We start from the raw sequence: 20,049 nt of genomic DNA on the forward strand, positions 1-20,049 counted from the left end.
TTCTTGAAAGCCGAACCCGCCCGGCATGCCGCGCTCGCACGATGAAGGCAGACCCGTGATGGAAGGCAGAGCCAGGGCCCTGACGCGGCCCACCCACCCGAGCGGGCCGGGCGGCGAGACCCGCGTCGTCACCCTGCCCGTCGCGGGGCTGACCTGCGCGGCCTGCGCCGGACGGGTCGAGAAGGCGCTCCGCGCCGTGCCGGGCGTGTCCGCGGCGTCGGTGAACCTCGCCACCGAGCGCGCCAGCGTCACCCTCGCGCCGCAGGCGCGGATCTCGGCGCTGGCCGAGGCGGTCGACCGAGCCGGCTACGCGGTCGGCACCGAGACCCTCGACCTCGCGGTCGCGGGCATGACCTGCGCCTCCTGCGCCGGGCGCGTCGAGCGTGCCCTGCGCGGCGTTCCGGGCGTCTCGGGCGCGGAGGTCAACCTCGCGACCGAGCGGGCGCGCGTCACGATGCCGGCCGGCACCGTCTCCGCCGCCGACCTCGTCGCCGCCGTCGCGGCAGCCGGCTACGACGCGGCACCGGTCGCCGGGGAGGGCGCGTCCGCGGAAGCCGGCGAGGCGGAGAAGGATGCGGCCGCGCGCCGCGACCGCGCCCGCGTCGTGATCGCGGCGGCGCTCGCCGCGCCCCTTGTCGCGCCGATGCTGCTGATGCCGTTCGGGATCGCGTGGATACCGCCCGGCTGGCTGCAAGGGGCGCTGGCGACCCCGATCCAGTTCTGGCTCGGCGGGCGCTTCTACCGCACCGGTTGGCGGGCGCTCCGCGCCGGGACCGGGAACATGGACCTGCTGGTCGCGCTCGGCACCTCGGCGGCCTACGGCCTGAGCCTGTACCAGCTCGGGCGCGCCTACGCGGAGCAAGGGCCGGAGGGCATGGGCGTGGGCATGGCGATGCCGCACCTCTATTTCGAGGCGTCGGCCGTCGTCGTCACCCTGGTCCTGCTCGGCAAGCTCCTCGAAACCCGGGCCAAGCGCCGGACCGCCTCGGCCATCCGGGCGCTGACGCGGCTGCGCCCGGAACGCGCGCGCCTGCGCTGCCCGGACGGCGGCGAGGCGGAGGTCGCCGTCGCCGCCCTGCGGGTCGGCGACCGGGTCGTGGTCCGCCCCGGCGAGCGGCTGCCCGTGGACGGGATCGTCCGCGACGGCGCGAGCGCGGTCGACGAATCGCTCATCACCGGCGAGAGCCTGCCAGTGGCCAAGCGCGCGGGCGATCCGGTCGTCGGCGGCGCGATCAACGGCGACGGCCTGCTCGTGGTCGAGACCACAGCCGTCGGCGCGCAATCCACGCTCGCGCGCATCATCGGGATGGTCGAGGGCGCCCAGGCCGCCAAGGCGCCGATCCAGCACCTCGTCGACCGGGTCAGCGCCGTCTTCGTGCCCGTGGTGCTCGGCGTGTCCGTGCTCACGGTCCTCGGCTGGCTCATCGCCGGCGACACGGTGGAGGCCGCGATCATCGCCGCGGTCGCCGTGCTGGTCATCGCCTGCCCCTGCGCCCTCGGCCTCGCCACGCCGGCCGCGATCATGGTCGGCACCGGCGTCGCCGCCCGGCACGGCATCCTGATCAAGGACGCCGAGGCCCTGGAGGTCGCCCACGCCGTCGACACGGTCGCCTTCGACAAGACCGGCACCCTGACCGAGGGCCGGCCCGCGGTGACGGCGCTCGAACCGGCTGCCGGGTTCGACCGGGCCGAAATGCTGCGCCTCGCCGCCGCGGTCCAGGCCGGCAGCGAGCACCCACTCGCCCGCGCGGTGGCGGCCCGCGCGGGCGCCGAGGCGGTGTCGCCGCCGCCGGCCGCCGACGTGACGGCGCTTCCCGGGCGCGGCGTCGCCGCCACGGTCGAGGGCCGGCCGCTCCGGCTCGGCAGCCGCCGGCTGATGGACGAGCTCGGGATCGACCTCCGGGCCCTCTCCGATCGGGCCGAGGTCCTGGCCGGCGAAGGCCGCACCGTCTCGTGGATCGCCGAGGTGGGGGCGCGGCCGCGGCTCATCGGGTTGATCGCCTTCGGCGACGCGCTGAAGCCGTCCTCCGCCGCGGCCGTGGCGGCGCTCCACCGCATCGGCATCCGCACCGTGATGCTGACCGGCGACAACAGCGGCAGCGCCGAGGCCGCCGCCCGGACACTCGGCATCGACGCGGTCCTGGCCGAGGTCTTGCCGCAGGACAAGGCCGCGGCGGTCGTCCGGCTGAAGCAGGGCGGGCACAAGGTCGCGATGGTCGGCGACGGGGTCAACGACGCGCCGGCGCTGGCCGCCGCCGACGTCGGCATCGCCATGAGCACGGGCACGGACGTCGCCATGCAAGCGGCCGGCATCACGCTGATGCGCGGCGACCCGGGCCTCGTGGCCGACGCCCTCGACCTCTCGCGGCGGACCTACGCCAAGATCCGGCAGAACCTGTTCTGGGCGTTCGCCTACAACGTCGTCGGCATCCCGCTCGCGGCGTTCGGCCTGCTCAGCCCGGTCGTCGCGGGCGCGGCGATGGCGTTCTCCAGCCTCAGCGTGGTGACCAACGCGCTGCTGCTGCGCCGCTGGCGGCCCGGCGCGGCGGGCCGGGCCGCCAGCGGCGGCGCGGCCTTTCGCACGGGCACCGGGAACGGCGCCGCCCGGGCCTTGGAACACCGGCCGTGAACGGCGGCGACGCGGCGCACTTCCGGCGTCCCGGCCGCGCGAACGGCACGGACCGGCCGGTTTCGCCGGACACCCTGCAACCGAACCGGGCGCTCGGGGATTGATGGTTCGGACGGGCACGAGGACGCCGTCCCGACCGGTGTGCACGCGCCGGCAAGGCAGCGCAGGCGAGACCCATCCATGTCGACGACATCCGCCTTCCCCGCGCTCGGACTCGCGGCCGTCCTCGCGCTGGGCTTCACGACCGATGCATCCGCGGCACCCGCCACCCGGGGCGTCACCGAGGTCGCCGAGGCGGCCGCCCCGGTCCGTCCGGTCGCCGCGACGGAGGGCGAGGACGAGTCCGGCACGTGCAGCCGCATCCGCCGCCGGCTCTGGGTCGAGGGCGAGGGCTGGATCGTCCGCCGCGTCACCACCTGCCGCTGAGCGGCCCGCGCCGGCCCGACGCCTACCGCGCGCCGCCGCGCGCATTCCTGTGCGTAACGAAGGTCTCGGCACGGGTTAAGCAGTCTCCGCGCGTGGCGCACCGGCCGCGCCCGGAACGAGATCGGCCGCGCCGGGTTTTGCCCGGACCATCGCATGCCGCATCGGAGCTCCGAACCCATGGCCCTGCCTTGCCGCCGTCTCCATCGATCGGCCGTCTCGCTGCTCGCCCTCGCGGCCACCGTTTCGCTCGGAGGCGGGGCTGCGGGCGCGCAGGGGATCGGGGGATACGGCGGCGGCTACGGCTTCGCGGACGAGGCGGTGCGCGGTGCCTATGTCGGCGCGCCGTTCGGCGCGTTTCCCGCGCCCACCCGGATCGTGCCGGCCCCCTGGAGCTACGGCACCTACGGGGTCCCGACGGTGTCGGGCATCGCGCAGGCGCCGGCGGCGGCCCCGAGCCTCACGGTGATCAACCCCGGCGCGCGGGTCCCGTCCCGCCGCTCCGCGGGGGCGCGCATTCTGTCGCGGGACGCTGGCGGGGACTGGGAGCGGCTCGAACCGGACGCGCAGGCTGCTCGCGGCGCCCGCATCATCGCGGTGACGGTGCCGCGCCGCTGACGCCGTCGTCCTCCGGGGGGCACCGGTCGGCGGGAGGCGGGTTCTGCGCCGCGATCGCCGCGTACCAGTCGGCGTAGGGCGTGTTGCGCGGGTGCCTGCCGCCCTGGTCCGGCGTCCCGTCGGTCCACCAGACCGGGCCACGCTCGCCCAACGCTTCCTTGGCGGCCTGCACCGCACCGCGCGCCCGAGCCAGGCTTGAACCTGCTTGCGGGTCGCCCGCCCGCTCCGCGCGCTTGGCCGCGGCGACCGCACGCCGCGCATCCATGAGGTCGGCGACATGGCGTTGTCTGGCCGCCTCGGGCAGGCGCGGATCGGTGCAGCGCCACAGGCGTCCGCCGACGACGAAATAGCGTCCGTCCGGCGTGCGCGGATAGGCAGGCGCCGTAGCGTCCTTCGGTATCTCCGGACCGGCCAACGCGCTTACCTCCACCCCGAACCGGACGGCACCCGCGAGGTCCGCCCCGAACGGGGTCCCACGGACGGCGTCGCCGATCAAATCCGTCACCGTGCGGCAGCGGCTCCTGACCGGGGTCCTTCACGCGCGCTCATCCACGACCCGAGGAGGGAGAGGGATACGCCACCCGGAAACCTGACGGCCGCACCGCCGAGACCCGATGTTAAGGCTTCGCCGTCACGCTCCGGCCCTAGCCCGACAAGAGCCGGACAACGCGTCATGCACATCGTCATCGTCGATTCGAGCCGCGTCGTCCTGAAGATCATCACAGCGTTCCTGGAGCCGCGCGGGCACACGGTCAGCGCCTTCACGGATTCGGCCGCCGCGCTCGACTTCCTCACCGGGACGCCGAGCGTCCGGGTGCTGATCACCAGCCTGGAGGTGCGGCCGGTGAGCGGGCTCGAGCTGTGCTGGTCGGCGCGGCTGCTCGCCGAGGCGCGCCGGCCCCTCTACGTCGTGACAATGTCGTCGGCGCGCAACGCCCGCAACCTCGCCGAGGCGCTGGACAGCGGCGCCGACGACTTCATCGAGAAGCCGCCCGGCGCCGAGGAACTGCACGCGCGCCTGCGCGCGGCGGAGCGCCTCACCACCATGCAGAACGAGCTGATCCGCCTCGCCGAGACCGATCCGCTCACGGGCCTCCTCAACCGCCGCGCCTTCTTCGCCCGCGTCGGGGCCGCCGCCGAGCGCGCGGGCAACCACGGGGCGATGTCGGCGGTGCTGGCCGACATCGATCACTTCAAGCGCATCAACGACACGCACGGCCACGACGTCGGCGATGCCGCGATCCGGGCGGTCGCCGACCTCCTCGGCGCTCAGGGGATCGTCGGGCGCCTCGGCGGAGAGGAGTTCGCCGTGGTGCTGCCGGATCTCGGGCTCGATGCGGCGGCGGCCGTCGCCGGGCGCCTGCGCCTCCAGGCGAAGGACCTGCGCATTCGCGGCAGCCGCGGCCCCGTGCGGCTCACCTGCAGCTTCGGCGTCAGCACGTGGTGCGAGGGCGACAGCGTCACCGCCCTGGTCAAGCGGGCCGACATCGCCCTCTACGAGGCCAAGACCACGGGACGCGACCGCGTCGTCTCCGCTGCGAGCGAGATGGTGCTGGCACAGGCCGGCTGACGCCGCGCGGGCGATCCGCCGCACGAGCGGCGCCGGCGTTCGCGCCGGGCCCCGACCGGACGCGGGAACCGGCCAGACGCCGGGCCATCGGCACGATGCCGGGCGTCGGCGCATCGAACCCCCGCGTCGCGGCTGATCGCGCTGTGCCGTTGCGAGACGTCCGTTAAGTATAAACTCCTGCCGTAATCAGATTTCGATACGGAAAAGCCGGCGTCTCGGCCGGATCTCGATTGGAACGAGTCTTGAAACCCTTCGCCTGAGCCCGGCCGACCTGTGCCATGCCGGGAATGGAGGGGTGTGCGGTATGAGTACGGCCGTAGACGTGCTGGTCTTCGACGAGCCCCAGGAACTGAACCCGGCGTTCCGCGCGACGCTGGAGCATATGCCGGCCCTCCACACCGTGGGCGAGGCCGATCTCGACCGTATCGACCCGACCAACGCCGTCGCGCTGGTCTTCCTCGACGAGGCGCGGCTGCAGGACGGGCTCACCCGGCTCGCCGCGCTCAAGCAGCGCCTGCCGGCGCTGCGGACGCTGGTGGCGTTCCGGGCCCTGACCGGCGCAGACCTCAACGCCCTGCTCCGGGCGGGCGCCGACGCCTTCGTGGCGCGCTCGGCCTCGCCGCGCGAGCTCTGCACCGCGGTCCTGGCGCTGGCGGAGGGGGCGGCGCGCCTCGTGGCCCGCCATGAGACGGAGATTCCCGTCCAGGCGCCGGAGCCGGCCGACGGCCTCGGCCTCGGCCTGACGCCGCGGGAGGCGGAGGTGCTGCGCTTCCTCAGCGCCGGCTTCAGCAACAAGGAGGTGGCGCGCCGCCTGACGCTCTCCGTCCGCACGGTCGAGACCCACCGCCTCAACCTCCGGCGCAAGACCCAGACCGGACGGCTGAAGGACCTCGTGTCGCTGGCCCGCCAGCTCGGCCTCGCGCCCGTGGTCGAGACCGAGCCGGCCCGGCGCGGCGTCGAGACCGCCCGCGCCGCCACGGGCCAGGGCCCGGCGCGCCACTGAAGGCCGGGCGGACGCACCGTCCGGCGGAGGCGCAGGGCGGATCAGGCCCGTGCGGTCCGGTCGCCCGCATCCGCGCGGGGCGCCGGCTCGGGTGCCGTGCGCTTCGTCCTTCCCTTCGTCGTTCCGGCACCCGTTCCGCCGGACGCCGTCCGGGATGGGACCTTGCGCCGGCCCGGTTTCGGCGCCGGGGCGGAATCCAGCCGCCGTTGGAGTAGGCTCAGCACCGCCGCCTCCTCCGGCCGCAGGCGGCTCAGGTCCTCCACCAGTTCCGTCTCGACCGCGTCCTTGACCTGGAGCAGCAGCGCGCCCTCCAGGTAGCAGTCGATGATCTGCGGATGGATGTAGCACTTGCGGCAGATGGTCGGCGTGTTGCCGAGCCGGGCCGCCACGCTCTCGATCGCCGTGCGGACGTTCTTCCTGGCCCCGGCCTCGCCGTCGAAGGCCTCGAACGCCCGCAGCGCCAGCGCGGCGAGCACGGTGCCGGCCCACGTGCGAAAGTCCTTGGCGGTGATGTCCTGGCCCGAGATCGCGCGCAGGTAGTCGTTGACGTCCGAGGAGGTGACGTCGCGGCGCGTGCCGTCCGCGTCGAGGTACTGGAACAGCTCCTGCCCCGGCAGGTCCTGGCAAGCCTTGACGATCTTGGCCACCCGCCGGTCCTTCAGCGACAGGTTCCACGCCTTGCCGCTCTTGCCCCTGAAGCGGAACGTGAGCTCGGCCCCGTCGACCCTCACGTGCGGATCGCGCAGCGTCGTCAGGCCGTAGCTCCTGTTGGCCTTGGCGTAGTCGTCGTTGCCGACCCGGATCAGCGTGGTCTCCAGGAGGTGGACGACGGTGGCCAGCACCTTCTCGCGCGGAAGGCCCTTGCGCCGCATGTCCGCGTCGATGCGCGTGCGGATGCCCGGCAGCGCGTCGGCGAAGGCCATGATGTGGCTGAACTTGGTCGCGTCCCGCGCCGCCCGGAAATCGGGGTGGTAGCGGTACTGCTTGCGCCCCTTGGCGTCGCGCCCGGTCGCCTGGATGTGGCCGTTCCCGCGCGGGCAGATCCAGACGTCGGTATAGGCCGGCGGGATCGCGAGCGACCGGATGCGGGCGATCTGCGCCGCGTCGCGCAGGACCGCGCCCTTCGCGTCGAGGTAGCGGAAGCCGCGGCCGCTCCGCGTCCGGGTCAGGCCCGGCATCGCATCGTCGACGTAGGAGAGCCCGGCTTCCGCCGCCGCGTCGCGGGGATCGACGACGGTGCCCGCTGTCTCGTCCGACGCCATGCCTGCTCCTCCGCCTCGGGTCTGCCGTCAACCGGGGCGGCACGGCCGTGTTCCGCCCCCCGCGCATCGGCCGCACAAGCGCCGTCCCGCCGTGCTAAGATCGACTGCGATGGACGCCGCCCGACCGCCCGCCGCGCCGACGCAGTGCCTCGCCTTCGTGATCGCCGAGGACGGGCTCTTCGCCGAGCGCCACCTGCCCCTGGCGCGGGCCGCGGTGGCGATGGGCCTGTCGGTCGCGGTGGTGACCCGGGTGCGCGACCACCGCGCGGCCATCGCGGCGACGGGCGCGCGGGTCGTGGCGCTGGAGGCGGCGCGCTCCAGCCTCAACCCGATGGCGGCGGGTTACGCGGCGGGGCGGCTCGCGGCGATCCTGAAGGCCCTGAAAGCCGACATCGTCCACGGCATCGCGCCGCGCGGCATCCTCCTCGGCGGCACCGCCGCCGCGATGGCCGGCATTCCGGCCCGCGTCTACGCGCCGACCGGGCTCGGCGCGCGCGGCGGCACCGCCGGCCGGCTCGGGCGCACGGCCCTGCGCCGCCTCGTCCGCGGGCCGCTCGCCTCGACGCGCACCCGCTTCCTGTTCGAGAACCCGGAGGACGCGGCGGCGCTGGGCCTCGACCCGGCCGACACGGCGGCGACAGTCGTCGCAGGCGGGTTCTCGGACGTCGCGGCGGCCGAGGCGGTCTGCGGCCTCTACCGCGACCTGCTCGCGCCATGATCGGTCTCGAGGACGCGACGCGCTTCATCCGCGACAACACCCGCCTGCTGCCGGTGCCCTGCGCACCCGAGATCGTGCTGCACGTCGCCGACGAGGCGACGGCGCTCTGGCAGAGGACCGAGGACGAACGCGCGGAGATCGGCCTGCCGCCGCCGTTCTGGGCCTTCGCCTGGGCCGGGGGCCAGGCGCTGGCCCGCCATCTCCTCGACGATCCGGGGATGGTCGCCGGGCGCCGGGTGCTCGACTTCGCCTCCGGCTCCGGCCTCGTGGCGATCGCGGCCGCGAAGGCCGGGGCGGCCTCGGTCCTGGCCAGCGACCTCGACCCCTTCGCCGTCGCGGCGATCGCCCTCAACGCCGCGGCGAACGGCGTCGAAGATCGGATCACGCCGTCGCGACGCGACCTCATCGGTTTGCCGCCGGAGGCGGACGTGGTGCTCGCCGCCGACATCTTCTACGAGCGCGACCTCGCCGGCGCCGTAAGCGACTGGCTCGGGCGGCTGCACGCCGCCGGCGTCACGGTGCTGCTCGGCGATCCCGGCCGCGCCTACCTGCCGCGCGACCGGCTGGAGAGCTTGGCGTGCTACGCCGTGCCGGTGTCGCGGGCGCTGGAGGACGCGGAGGTCAAGCACAGCCATGTCTGGCGGTTCCGCGCGGGCTGAGACATCCCGCGAAGTTCGGTTAAGACTCCTCCGCTAGACAGGCGTGCGCCCGCGGCGGTGCGGCGGCATCGCGCCCTTGGCCGGCGCACGGAGGCTGACGGTTTTGGGGGAGGACGATCCGGATCTCGACCGGCAGGACGCCGCGCCGGCCCCGCCGTCCCGCGATGCGGAGCCGGCGCCGTGGGAGATCGTCCTGCCCGAGGAAGGCGCGACGGAGGATCTCGGGCTGTTCCTCTCCGAGTTCCTGATGCCGGGCGACCTCGTGGCGCTCTCGGGCGGGCTCGGCGGCGGCAAGACCACCCTCGCGCGCGCGCTGATCCGGGAGCTGGCGGGCGACCCCGCGCTGGAGGTCCCGAGCCCGACCTTCACCCTGATCCAGCCCTACGCGGGCCGGCTCGGCCCTATCGTCCATGCCGACCTCTACCGCCTGCGCGGGGCCGACGAACTGATCGAGCTCGGCTTCGACGAGATGACCGAGGGGGCGATCACCCTGGTCGAGTGGCCCGAGAGCCTGCCGCCCCGCGAGGGGCCCGTGCTGTCGATCGACCTGTCGCTGAGCCCCGAATTCGGCGCGGGCTCGCGCTTTGCGCGGATCTCCGGCACCGCGGGCATGCGCCTGCGCCTCGACCGGGCGCGCGCGGTCCGCGCGCTGCTCGCCCGCAGCGGCTGGGACGCGGCGGCGCGCACCCTGATGCAGGGCGACGCGTCGTCCCGCGCCTACGAGCGCCTGACCGAGCCGGACGGGCGCTCGGCCGTGCTGATGATCGCGCCGCCGCGTCCCGACGGGCCGCCGGTGCGCGACGGCAGGCCCTACAGCGCCATCGTCAAGCTCGCCGAGAGCGTGCACGCCTTCGTCGCCGTCGACCGGGCCTTGCGGGCACTCGGCTTCTCGGCGCCACGGATCTACGGCGAGGACCTCGACGCGGGCCTGCTGATCCTGGAAGACCTCGGCACCGAGCCGGTGGTCGATGCCGCCGGACCCCGGCCCGAACGCTACGCCGAGGCCACGCGCCTGCTCGCCAAGCTCCACGCCACCGAACTGCCGGGTATCCTGCCGGTGGCCGACGGCATCGACCACGTGCTGCCGCCCTACGACGCCGAGGCGCTGCTGTTCGAGACCGAGTTGCTGCCGGACTGGTACGCGCCCGCGATCCGCGGCGTCACGCTCTCCCCGGAAGCGCGGGCCGCGTTCGGTGCGCTCTGGGCCGAGGCGCTGGAGGGCGCGGTGCCCGCCCGCCCGACCTGGACGCTGCGCGACTACCACTCGCCCAACCTGATCTGGCTGCCCGAGCGCGAGGGGCTGGAGCGCATCGGCCTGATCGACTTCCAGGACGCGGTGCTCGGCCATCCGGCCTACGACGTCGCCTCCCTGCTCCAGGACGCCCGCGTCGACGCCACCGCCGAGTTCGAGCTGAGGCTGCTCGGCCTCTACGCCCGCGAGCGCCGCGCCCGGGACCCGGCCTTCGACGTCGGCGCCTTCGCCACCGCCTACGCGCTGCTGGCCGCGCAGCGCGCCACCAAGATCCTGGGCATCTTCGCACGCCTGGACAGACGGGACGGAAAACCAGGTTATCTCGCCCACATCCCGCGCATCGAAGGCTACCTCGCGCGCAACCTCGCCCACCCGGCGCTCGCCCCGTTGCGCGCCTGGCACGCACGGCACCTGCCGGGCCCGTTCGGACCCGCCGACCCGGCCGCCGCCACTGAGGGCTGACGCGCCGGTTCCCGTCCACCCCGATCTCCGCGAGCCCCGCGCATGAGCGACGAAGCCGCCGTCCCGCCCGCCGTCACCCGCGCCTTCGTGCTCGCCGCCGGGCTCGGCACGCGCATGCGCCCGGTCACCGCGACGGTGCCGAAGCCCCTGGTCGCGGTCGCCGGCAAGGCGCTGATCGACCACGCCCTCGACCGCGCGGCCGAGGTCGGGATCGAGACCGCGGTGGTCAACGTCCACCACCTGCCGGACCTGATCGAGGCCCACCTCGCCAGGCGCGAGGGCTTGCCGAAGATCCTGGTCTCGGACGAGCGCGCGGCGCTGCTGGAGACCGGCGGCGGCGTGAGGAAGGCGCTCGCCCTCGTCGGCGACGCGCCGTTCGTGGTGTTCAACGCGGATTCGTTCTGGCTGGAGGGGCCGGCCCCGAACCTCGCCCGCCTGATCGCCGCCTGGGACCGGGACGCCATGGACATCCTGCTCCTCGTGGCGCCCACCGAAACGAGCCTCGGCTACGACGGCGCCGGCGATTTCACGATTGACCCGGACGGACGCCTGGAGCGCCGCGGCGATCGCCCGGCAGCGCCCCTGATCTATGCCGGCGTCGCCATCCTGAAGCCCGAGCTGTTCGCCGACACGCCCGAGGGCGCCTTCTCCCTCAACCTGCTGTTCGACCGCGCGATCGCGCGCGGGCGCCTCTCGGGCCTGCGCCTGGACGGCCAATGGCTCCACGTCGGCACGCCGGACGCGATCCGCGCGGCCGAGGAGCGCGTGCGCCGACACGCGCGGGAGGGGTGAGGCGAATCCGTTTGAGGAACGGAAGCGGAACGTTTACACTCCGATCCAGTGACGTCGGCGGAGGCTTCGATGGACGTGAAGGACGCGATCACCAAGGCGAAGACGTACGTCGCCGAGGTGTTCGACGCCGAGAGCCCCAGGAATATCGGTCTTGAAGAGATTCGTTTCGACGATCTCCGCGATATTTGGCTCATCACGGTCGGCTTCTCCAGGCCCTGGGATTCCCCCAAGGCGCTCGTGACCGCGCTCGGGCGCGATCTCGACCTGAAACGAACCTACAAGGTCGTGCACATCAAGGACGACGACGGCCGGGTCGTTTCCGTCACCGATCGGAAGATCGAGCCGTGAGCGCGAGACGCGTCTTCATCGATACGAACCTGCTCCTGCTTCTCTTCGTCGGCACCGCCTCGGAAGCGTATATCGCGGCCCACAGGCGGACGCGTGCTTACACCGTCGACGACTTCGTGCTCCTGAAGCTCCTGATCGCCGATGCGGCGGTTTTCGTCACGACACCGAACGTTCTTGCCGAAACATCGAACCTGATCCGGCAGTTCGACCGGCCGCGTCTCACGCCGATCCTCGATGTCTTCCGCAGCTTCGCAGCGGCCGCGTCGGAGACGTATGTGCGAAGCGCACAAGGCGTCGGGGCGGCGGATTTCGAGCGGCTTGGCCTGAACGACGTGACGATCCTGGAGGCGCAGGAGCCGGACGTGACCCTGATCACCGATGACCTCAACCTGTACCTGACCAGCGCCACGGCGGGCAGGAAGGTGCTCAATTTCACCCACGAACGCGAGCGGGTGCGCGGTTGAAGCCGGTTGGTGCGACGATGCCCGCATCCCACGTCTTCACCATCACCGGCGGTGCGCGGTTCCTGCCGACGCTGGCCGACGCGCTGATCGACGGGCGCCTCGTCGGCGGCCTCGGGGACGATCCGCTGGCGCTGGCTTCGGTGACGATCTACCTGCCGACGCCGCGCGCGGCCAAGGCGCTCGCGGCGCTGCTGGCCGAGCGCCTCGGGGCGGCGGCGCTGCTGCCGCGGATGATCCCGCTCGGCGAGGCCGACGAGGCGGAACTCGACCTCGCCGCCCTGCCGCTCTTGGAGAACGGGCCGGACGGCCTCGGCCCGCCGATGCCGCCCCTGGAGCGGCGCCTGATCCTCGCGCGCCTCGTGCGGTCCTGGGCCGAGGCCGTCGACCGCACCCTGTTACCGATCGACGCCGAGGTGCCCTTCCTCGTGCCGTCCTCGCCCGCCGACGCGGTGGCGCTCGCCGCCGACCTCGAACGCCTGATGGACGCGCTCACCGTCGAGGGCCTGCCCTGGTCGGAGATCGCGGGCGCGGTCGAGGCGGAGTATTCGCGCTATTTCGGCCTCACCATCGACTTCGTCCGGATCGCCGCCGAGAACTGGCCGCGCATCCTCGCCGAGCGCGGGATGAGCGACCCGGTCTCGCGCGCGCGCAACCTCGTGCTCGCGGAGGGCGCGCGGCTTGCCCGCGAGCGGCCGACCGCTCCGGTGGTCGTCGCGGGCTCGACGGGCTCGGTGCCGGCCACCGCTAGGCTCATCGCCGCGGTGGCGGCCCTGCCGCGCGGCGCCGTGGTGCTGCCGGGCCTCGACCGCGACCTCGACGCGCTGGGCTGGGACGCGATCGACACCGGCGCGGGCTTCGGCCGCGAGATCGCCCACGGCCACCCGCAGGCGGTTCTGCACCGGCTCCTCGGCCCGGGCTGCCTCGCGCTGTCGCGCGACGCCGTCGTCGATCTCGGCCGTCCCGATGCGGACGCCGCCGCGCGCGCCGTCCTGCTGTCGCAGGCGCTGCGCCCGGCCGAGACCACCGACGCGTGGGCGCGGCTGGAGCCGAAAGCGCGCGACGACCTCGCGCGCCACGGGCTCGCGGGGCTTGCCGTGATCGAGGCCGCCGACGAGCGCGAGGAGGCGCTGGTCGCCGCCGTCGCCCTGCGCGAGACCCTGGAGACGCCCGGTGCCGAGGCGGTGCTCGTCACCCCCGACCGGGCGCTCGCGGGCCGGGTCGCGGCCGAACTCGCCCGCTGGGGCATCCTGGCCGAGGACGGCGCCGGCATCGCTCTCGGCCGCAGCCCGGCGGGCCGCATGGCGCGGCTCACGGCCGAACTCGCGGTCGACCTCCACCGGGCCCAGGCCGAGGCGATCCCGGGCCGGCTCATCGCGCTGCTCGCCCATCCGATGGTCACCCTCGGCCTGGCGCGCGCCGACGTCGTGCGCGGTGCCGCCGCCCTGGAGATCGGGAGCCTGCGCGGGCCCGCGCCACAGGCCGGATTCCCGGGGCTGAGGGATGCGCTCGCCATCGAGCGCGCGACCGACATCCGGCACCGGCCCCGCGCCAGGCAGCGCCTCGGCGCGATCGACTGGGACCTCGCGGCCACGCTCCTCGATCGCCTGGAGGCGGCCTTCGCACCGCTCGCCGCCTTCGCCGGCCCGGCCGGGCCCGGCCTGCCGGCCTGCGACCTCGTGGCGGCGGCCGCCCACCATCGCGCGGTCTGCGAGGCGCTGCTGCAAACCGCGGAGGCGGTCGAGCCGGTCGCGGAGGCGTCCCTGCCGTGCCTCGACCTGCTGTTCGACGACCTGGAGATGGCCGAGCCCGGCCTGCTGCCCGGCGCGTTTGCCGACTATCCCGCCTTCTTCACGACGCTCGCCGCCGAGCGCGTCGTGCCCTGCGCCGGCGGCGCGCCGCATCCGCGCCTGCGCATCCTCGGCCTGCTCGAAGCCCGGCTCACGGACGCCGACCGGATCGTGCTCGCGGGGCTCGACGAGGGCGTGTGGCCGGGCAAGGCCACCACCGACGCCTTCCTCAACCGGCCGATGCGCGAGCGCGTCGGCCTCAACCCGCCCGAGCGCCGCCTCGGCCAGGCGGCGCACGACTTCGTGCAGGCGCTGGGCTGCCGCGACGCGGTGATCACCCGGGCGGCCAAGCGCGAGGGCGCGCCCACCGTGCCCTCGCGCTTCCTCCAGCGCATCCGCGCCTTCGCCGGCGAGCCCGCCTGGCGCGCGGTGCTCGATGCCGGCCGGCGCTTGGCCGGCTATGCCCGCGCCCTCGACACCGCCCCGCCGCAGCCCCGCCTGACCCAGCCGAAGCCGAAGCCCGATCCGGCGCTGTTCCCGCGCAGCTTGAGCGTCACCGAGATCGAGACGCTGGTGCGCGACCCCTACGCGATCTTCGCCCGCCACGTGCTCGGCCTCGACCCGCTCGAGCCGGTGGCGGCGCGGCCGGGCGCCGGCGACCGCGGTTCCCTCGTCCACCGGATCTTCGGGGCGTTCGCCACCGACCATCCCGAGCACCTGCCCGACCTCGGGCTGGCGCGGCAGCGCCTCTACGCGCACGCGCTGGACGCGTTCGGCCCGATCCAGGACACCTATCCCGAGCTTCACGCCGAGTGGTGGCCGCGCTACGAGCGCATGGCCGCCGCCTACCTGCCCTGGGAGATGGAGCGCCGCGCGGGTCTCGCCCGCGTCCATCCGGAGATCTCCGGGCGCTGGGTGATCCCGATCGGCGGCGAGAGCTTCACCCTGCGGGCCCGCGCCGACCGGATCGAGCGCGGCATCGACGGCGCCTGCATCGTCGACTTCAAGACCGGCGCGCCGCCCTCGGCCAGGGAGGTCTTCGCCGGGTTCTCGCCGCAGCTCACCCTGGAGGCGGCGATGCTGATGGCCGGCGCGTTCGAGGGCTTCCCCGCCACGGACGCGATGCCGGACCTGCTCTACGTCCACGCGTCCGGCGGCCGGAAGCCGTTCGTGCCGCTGCCGGTCAGGCCGCCCCGGGGCGACCCCCGCACCGTCGAGGCGATCGTGTCTGACCACGCGGCGCGTCTGAAGGGGCTGATCGCCCGCTTCCTGGCGGGCGAGGCGGCCTACACCGCGCGGCCCTATCCGAAGTTCGCCAGCGCCTACGGCGCCTACGACCACCTCGCCCGCGTGCGCGAATGGTCGCTCGCCGGAGAGGGGGATTCGTGAGCCCGCGCGGAGCCCGCTCAGGCCGCGGCGCGTCCGGGCGCAGGTCCGGGGCAGGGGTTCACCTCGACCGTGACGTGCGACAGGCCCGGCAGCCCGCCGATCCGCGCCTTGTAGGCGGCGGGCGGCTGCGGCCGGTCGGTGACCAGCGAGACGATCAGGCCGGAATGCCCGGGTCCGAGGCGCCACAGGTGCAGGTCGGCGACGCGGTCCCCGTCGGTCTCCAGCCGCGCGCGGACCGCCGCGGACAGCCCGCGATCCGGCACCACGTCGAGCAGGGCGGCGCCGGCCGTGCGCACCAGGGTCCAGGACCACGACACGATCACCACGGCCCCGACGAGCCCCATCGCCGGGTCGAGCCACGCGATCCCGTAGACGCGGCCGGCGAGCAGGGCGGCGATGGCGAGCACCGAGGTCAGCGCGTCGGCCAGCACGTGGACGTAGGCGGCGCGCAGGTTGGTGTCGTGGCCGCGGGCATGCCGGCGATGGTCGTGCCCGTGATGCCCGTGGTCGCGGTCGTCATGGCCGTGGTGGTCGTGGCCGTGGTGGTCGTGGCCGTGGTGGTCGTGGCCGCCGAGCAGCCACGCGCTGGCGAGGTTGACGAGCAGGCCGAGCACGGCGATCGGCAGCGCCTCGCCGAAAGCGACCGCCTGCGGGTCGGCCAGCCTGCGAACGCTCTCGGCGCCGATCGCCAGCGCCACCACGGCGAGGATCAGCGCGCTGGCGAAGCCGGCGAGGTCCCCGAGCTTGGCGGTGCCGAAGGCGAAGCGCGCGTCGTCCGCGTGCCGGCGCGCGAAGCGGTAGGCCAGGGCCGCGATGCCGAGCGCCGCCGCGTGGGTCGACATGTGCCAGCCATCGGCGGTCAGCGCCATCGAGCCGAACACCGTCCCGCCGACGATCTCGGCCACCATCGTCGCCAGGGTGACGCCGACGACGAGCCACGTGCGCCCCTCGTTGCGGGCATGATCGGCCCCGAGGAAATCGTGCCGGTGCTCCCAGGCTTCGATCGTATGGCTGTGCATCGCAGACCTCCTGGATGTCGCGGTTCGGGGGTCGAGCATACGCCGCTTCGATCCGTGTCGGCCAGCGGCGGCCGTGCGCGGCGACGCGTCGATGCGCGGACGAACGAAGCCCGGAGCCGACCATGAGCGAAGCCTTCGTCGTCGATCCGCAGACCCAGGCCGACCAGCGCCGCGCAGCCGACCCGCGCGCCTCGGCCTGGGTCTCGGCAAATGCGGGGGCGGGCAAGACCAAGGTGCTCACCGACCGGGTGGTGCGCCTGCTCCTCGACGGCGCGGCGCCCGGGCGCATCCTCTGCCTCACCTTCACGAAGGCGGCGGCCGCCAACATGTCGATCCGGGTCTTCCGGACGCTGGGACGCTGGGTGACGCTGGACGATGCCGCGCTGTCGGGCGAACTCGCGCGCCTGACCGGCACGCCGGCATCGCGACGGGATCTCGATGCGGCGCGGCGCCTGTTCGCCCGCTCGGTGGAGACGCCGGGCGGCCTGAAGATCGAGACGCTGCACGCGCTGTGCGAGCGGCTACTGCACATGTTCCCGTTCGAGGCCAACGTGCCGGCCCGCTTCGCCGTGCTCGACGAGAACCAGTCGCGCGACATGTTCGCGCTCGAGACCGACAACGTCCTCGCCGACGCGGCCGGCGGCGATGCGGCGTTGAGCGCGGCCCTGGCGCTGGTCGCGCCCGAGGCGACGGGCGACGCCCTGCGCAAGGCGATCCGGCAGGCGATGGCCGCCCGGCCCGTGCTCGCCGACCGCGCCGGGCTGGCGCCTCAGTTCCGCAGGCTCGGGGCCGCCCTCGGGCTCGGCCCGGGGGAGAGCCGCGAGACTCTCGTGCGCGCGATCCTGGAGGACGGGCCGGGCGACCGGCAGGCCCTGGCCGCGCGCCTGCGCACGGGCAAGGCGACCGACGAGACCCTCGCCGACGGCCTGCTCGCGGCCGACGCCGCGGAGGCCGACGAGGCCCTCGACCACTATCGCGGCGTGTTCTTCACCGCCAAGGACGAGCCGAAATCCGACCGGAGCCTCGGCACCAAGGCCGTGCCGGAGGACGTGCGCGCCGCGCTGATCACCGAGCGCGACCGCCTGGCGCCGCTGTTCGACGGCCTGCGCGGCGCGCGCGCCCTGGCCCGCACCGAGGCGCTGTTCACCCTGGCCGCCGAGATCCACCGCCGCGTCGAGGCCCAGAAGGCGCGGCTCGGCGCGCTCGATTTCGACGACCTGATCCACAAGACCCTCGACCTGCTCTCGCGGGTCGGCGCCGCCTGGGTGCTGTACAAGCTCGACCGCGGCGTCGACCACGTGCTGATCGACGAGGCGCAGGACACCAACCCGCAGCAATGGCAGATCCTCGACCGGATCACCGCCGAGTTCGCGGCCGGCGCCGGCGCCCGCGAGGGCCTGCGCACGCGCTTTGCGGTCGGCGACCCCAAGCAGTCGATCTACAGCTTCCAGGGCGCCGAGCCGCGGGAGTTCGCGGCGATGCACCGGCGCTGGCGGGGCGAGGCCGCTGCGGCCGGCCTCGCGTTCGAGGACGTCGAGCTCAAGCTGTCCTTCCGCTCGACGCACGGCGTCCTGCGGGCGGTCGACGCCACCTTCGGGGTTCCCGAGCATTACGAGGGCCTGTCCTTCGACGACGCGGCCGTCGGCACCGTCCACACCCCGGCGCGGGCGGGCGCGCCCGGCGCCGTCGAGCTGTGGCCGATCGCCGAGCCCGCCGAGGAGGCCGAGCCCGACGCCTGGACCGCGCCGGTCGATGCGCCGGAGGCGAACGCGCCGGCCATCGTCACCGCCCGGCGGATCGCACGCGCGGTGCGGGCCTGGGTCACGACGGGGGATTCGAGCGGCCGGGTGTGGCGGCCGGGCGAGGTGCTGGTGCTGGTGCGCAAGCGCGGGCCCGCCTTCGAGGAGGTGATCCGGGCGCTCAAAGGGGCGGGCGTCCCCGTCGCCGGCCAGGACCGGCTCGACGTCGCCGCCCACATCGCGGTCGCCGACCTCGTCGCGATCGGCCGGGCGGGCCTGCTGCCCGCCGACGACCTGACGCTGGCCTGCGCCCTGAAGACTCCGCTGGTCGGGCTCACCGACGACGACCTCGTGCGCATCGCGAGCCGCCGCGATCGCGCCGAGACCCTGGAGGACGCGCTCGTCCGGCACGCGGCGGCGGGCGATGCCGCCGCGATCCGCGGCAGCGATGCGCTCCGCGGTTGGATCGGGCTCGCGGGCGCGCACGGGCCGTTCGGGTTCTACGCGGCCCTGCTCGGGCCCGGGGAGGGGCGGGCGCGCCTCGTCGCGCGCCTCGGCGGCGAGGCGGGCGACGCCATCGACGTGTTCCTGCAGGGCGCCGCCCAGGCCGAAGCGGGGGCGGACGCGCCCTCGCTCGGCGGCTTCCTCGCCCGCTATGCCGGGGGCGGGCGCGGCGAGGGCGCCCACACGGTCAAGCGCGACATGGAATCGGGGCGCGACGAGGTGCGGGTGATGACCGTGCACGGCGCCAAGGGCCTGGAGGCCCCGGTCGTCGTGGTGATCGACGGCTGCGAGCCGCTCGGCGGCAACGACCCGCCGCTGCTCGCGATGGCCGAGCGCGGGCTCCCGCCGGTCTGGTCGAGCGCCAAGCCCTACGATTGCGCCGTCATCGGGCAGGCCCGCGAGACCCTTCACGCCCGGGGCCGCGAGGAGCACAACCGGCTGCTCTACGTCGCGATGACGCGCGCCGCCGACCGCCTGGTGGTGGCGCCCTATCGCGGCCATACGCAGGCGGCCCCCTCCGCGTGGTGCGAGATGATCCGCACCGGGATGCTTCGAGCCTTCGGCGCGGGCGAGGCCGTGGAGACCGCCTACGGGCCGGCGACGCTGTGGCGGGACGGATCGGGACCGGAGACGGGAGCCGCCGCGCCGGCACCCGATCCCGAGCTGGGCGCGCTTCCGGCCTGGCTGCGCGCGGCCGTGCCCGCCGAGGCGGAGGCCGCCCCGCCGCTCAGTCCGTCCGGGGCGATGCGCGCGGCGGACGGCCCACGGCAGATCCCACCGCGGCAGGCCGATGCCGACGCGCGGCGGCGCGGGAAGCTGATCCACGCCCTGCTGGAGCACCTGCCGCAGCGCGATCCCGAGACGCGCGCGCAGGCGGCGGCCGCCTTCGTGCGCGCCCGGGCGCCGGCCTTCCCCGCGGCGAAGCGCCGGGCGATCGTGCAGGGCGCGCTCCACCTGATCGAAACGCCGGAGCTGGCGCCGCTCTTTGCCCGCGACGCGCGCGCCGAGGTCAGCCTGTCGGGACGGGTGACGGTGGCCGGCATCGAGCGGCCGGTCTTCGGCCGCGTCGACCGCCTCGCGGTCGCCGGCGACATGGTCTGGCTCGCCGACTTCAAGACTGGCCGCCCGCCGGCCGACGGCGCCCCGCTACCACGCGCCGACGCGGCGCAGGTCGCCCTCTACGCGCGCCTGCTCGCGCGGATCTATCCGCACCACCGCATCCGGCCGATGCTGGTCTGGACCTCCGGGCCGGTGATCCGGACCTTTACCGAGGCGGATACGGCCGAGGCGCTCGAAGGACTCGGACTGTCGTGACGGGCGCTCGCGGGTCCGCCCGCAGGACGCCGACGGAGGGATCGCACCCGGGAGCGAACCCTCTCCGATCGGAATAGGATAGGTCCTAACCGATTTG

15 protein-coding genes and 1 pseudogene are annotated in these 20,049 nt (G+C 74.6%); 13 read left to right on the forward strand and 3 right to left on the reverse strand.

Translation table 11 applies throughout. The annotated features are described in order from the left end of the window. The first annotated feature begins 58 nt into the window (after positions 1-58). The 3 genes from ACFE86_RS02985 to ACFE86_RS02995 all read left to right on the forward strand — a co-directional run bounded on the left by ACFE86_RS02985 (position 59) and on the right by ACFE86_RS02995 (position 3,670). Positions 59-2,629 (forward strand): heavy metal translocating P-type ATPase, encoded by a 2,571-nt coding sequence (locus tag ACFE86_RS02985; protein WP_375453846.1) that lies wholly within the window; start codon positions 59-61, stop codon positions 2,627-2,629. Between the two features lie 180 nt (positions 2,630-2,809). Further along, complete coding sequence (locus tag ACFE86_RS02990) at positions 2,810-3,055, forward strand: hypothetical protein (RefSeq protein WP_375453847.1); 246 nt, start codon at positions 2,810-2,812, stop codon at positions 3,053-3,055. A 177-nt stretch (positions 3,056-3,232) separates the two neighbouring features. Then, positions 3,233-3,670, forward strand: a complete 438-nt coding sequence (locus ACFE86_RS02995) for a hypothetical protein (protein ID WP_375453848.1) — start codon at positions 3,233-3,235, stop codon at positions 3,668-3,670. Here the strand turns inward: ACFE86_RS02995 and ACFE86_RS03000 are convergent. Further along, positions 3,642-4,085 carry a hypothetical protein gene (locus ACFE86_RS03000; RefSeq protein ID WP_375453849.1) on the reverse strand — a complete coding sequence of 148 codons (444 nt, stop codon included), beginning with the start codon at positions 4,083-4,085 and terminating at the stop codon, positions 3,642-3,644. The genes ACFE86_RS02995 and ACFE86_RS03000 overlap by 29 nt on opposite strands. Positions 4,086-4,343: 258 nt before the next feature. On the opposite strand from ACFE86_RS03000, the gene ACFE86_RS03005 reads away from it, so the two are divergent. Both ACFE86_RS03005 and ACFE86_RS03010 read left to right on the forward strand, forming a co-directional pair. Continuing rightward, on the forward strand, positions 4,344-5,240 hold the full coding sequence (locus ACFE86_RS03005; protein ID WP_375453850.1) for a diguanylate cyclase: 897 nt from the start codon (positions 4,344-4,346) through the stop codon (positions 5,238-5,240). A gap of 304 nt (positions 5,241-5,544) precedes the next feature. After that, positions 5,545-6,243 (forward strand): LuxR C-terminal-related transcriptional regulator, encoded by a 699-nt coding sequence (locus ACFE86_RS03010; RefSeq protein WP_375453851.1) that lies wholly within the window; start codon positions 5,545-5,547, stop codon positions 6,241-6,243. A 41-nt stretch (positions 6,244-6,284) separates the two neighbouring features. Here the strand turns inward: ACFE86_RS03010 and ACFE86_RS03015 are convergent, their stop codons facing one another. Then, complete coding sequence (locus tag ACFE86_RS03015) at positions 6,285-7,505, reverse strand: DNA topoisomerase IB (protein WP_375453852.1); 1,221 nt, start codon at positions 7,503-7,505, stop codon at positions 6,285-6,287. 109 nt (positions 7,506-7,614) lie between these two features. Here ACFE86_RS03015 and ACFE86_RS03020 point away from each other — a divergent pair. The 7 genes and pseudogenes from ACFE86_RS03020 to addB all read left to right on the forward strand — a co-directional run. Further along, positions 7,615-8,169, forward strand: a pseudogene (locus tag ACFE86_RS03020) (glycosyltransferase); the annotation flags it as partial. A gap of 50 nt (positions 8,170-8,219) precedes the next feature. After that, a complete protein-coding gene (locus ACFE86_RS03025; protein WP_375453853.1) occupies positions 8,220-8,882 on the forward strand; it encodes a methyltransferase in 663 nt (220 codons plus the stop codon). Between the two features lie 103 nt (positions 8,883-8,985). Next, the gene (tsaE, locus tag ACFE86_RS03030; protein WP_375453854.1) at positions 8,986-10,596 is read left to right on the forward strand and encodes a tRNA (adenosine(37)-N6)-threonylcarbamoyltransferase complex ATPase subunit type 1 TsaE; all 1,611 of its coding nucleotides are present in this window, start codon (positions 8,986-8,988) and stop codon (positions 10,594-10,596) included. A gap of 42 nt (positions 10,597-10,638) precedes the next feature. Further along, positions 10,639-11,388 carry a nucleotidyltransferase family protein gene (locus tag ACFE86_RS03035; RefSeq protein ID WP_375453855.1) on the forward strand — a complete coding sequence of 250 codons (750 nt, stop codon included), beginning with the start codon at positions 10,639-10,641 and terminating at the stop codon, positions 11,386-11,388. Between the two features lie 69 nt (positions 11,389-11,457). After that, on the forward strand, positions 11,458-11,736 hold the full coding sequence (locus ACFE86_RS03040; protein WP_375453856.1) for a hypothetical protein: 279 nt from the start codon (positions 11,458-11,460) through the stop codon (positions 11,734-11,736). After that, positions 11,733-12,200, forward strand: coding sequence for a hypothetical protein (locus ACFE86_RS03045; protein ID WP_375453857.1), 468 nt, complete (start codon positions 11,733-11,735; stop codon positions 12,198-12,200). Before ACFE86_RS03040 ends, ACFE86_RS03045 begins: the two co-directional genes overlap by 4 nt. A 17-nt stretch (positions 12,201-12,217) precedes the next feature. Next, the gene (addB, locus tag ACFE86_RS03050; protein ID WP_375453858.1) at positions 12,218-15,376 is read left to right on the forward strand and encodes a double-strand break repair protein AddB; all 3,159 of its coding nucleotides are present in this window, start codon (positions 12,218-12,220) and stop codon (positions 15,374-15,376) included. 17 nt (positions 15,377-15,393) lie between these two features. On the opposite strand, the gene dmeF is transcribed toward addB, so the two are convergent. After that, entirely contained in the window at positions 15,394-16,395 is a 1,002-nt protein-coding gene (dmeF, locus tag ACFE86_RS03055) for a CDF family Co(II)/Ni(II) efflux transporter DmeF (RefSeq protein ID WP_375453859.1), read from the reverse strand. A gap of 122 nt (positions 16,396-16,517) precedes the next feature. Between dmeF and addA the strand changes: the two genes are divergently transcribed. Continuing rightward, positions 16,518-19,952 carry a double-strand break repair helicase AddA gene (addA, locus tag ACFE86_RS03060; RefSeq protein ID WP_375453860.1) on the forward strand — a complete coding sequence of 1,145 codons (3,435 nt, stop codon included), beginning with the start codon at positions 16,518-16,520 and terminating at the stop codon, positions 19,950-19,952. Positions 19,953-20,049 lie beyond the last annotated feature (97 nt).

This window comes from uncultured Methylobacterium sp., assembly GCF_964244095.1.
Lineage (GTDB): Bacteria > Pseudomonadota > Alphaproteobacteria > Rhizobiales > Beijerinckiaceae > Methylobacterium.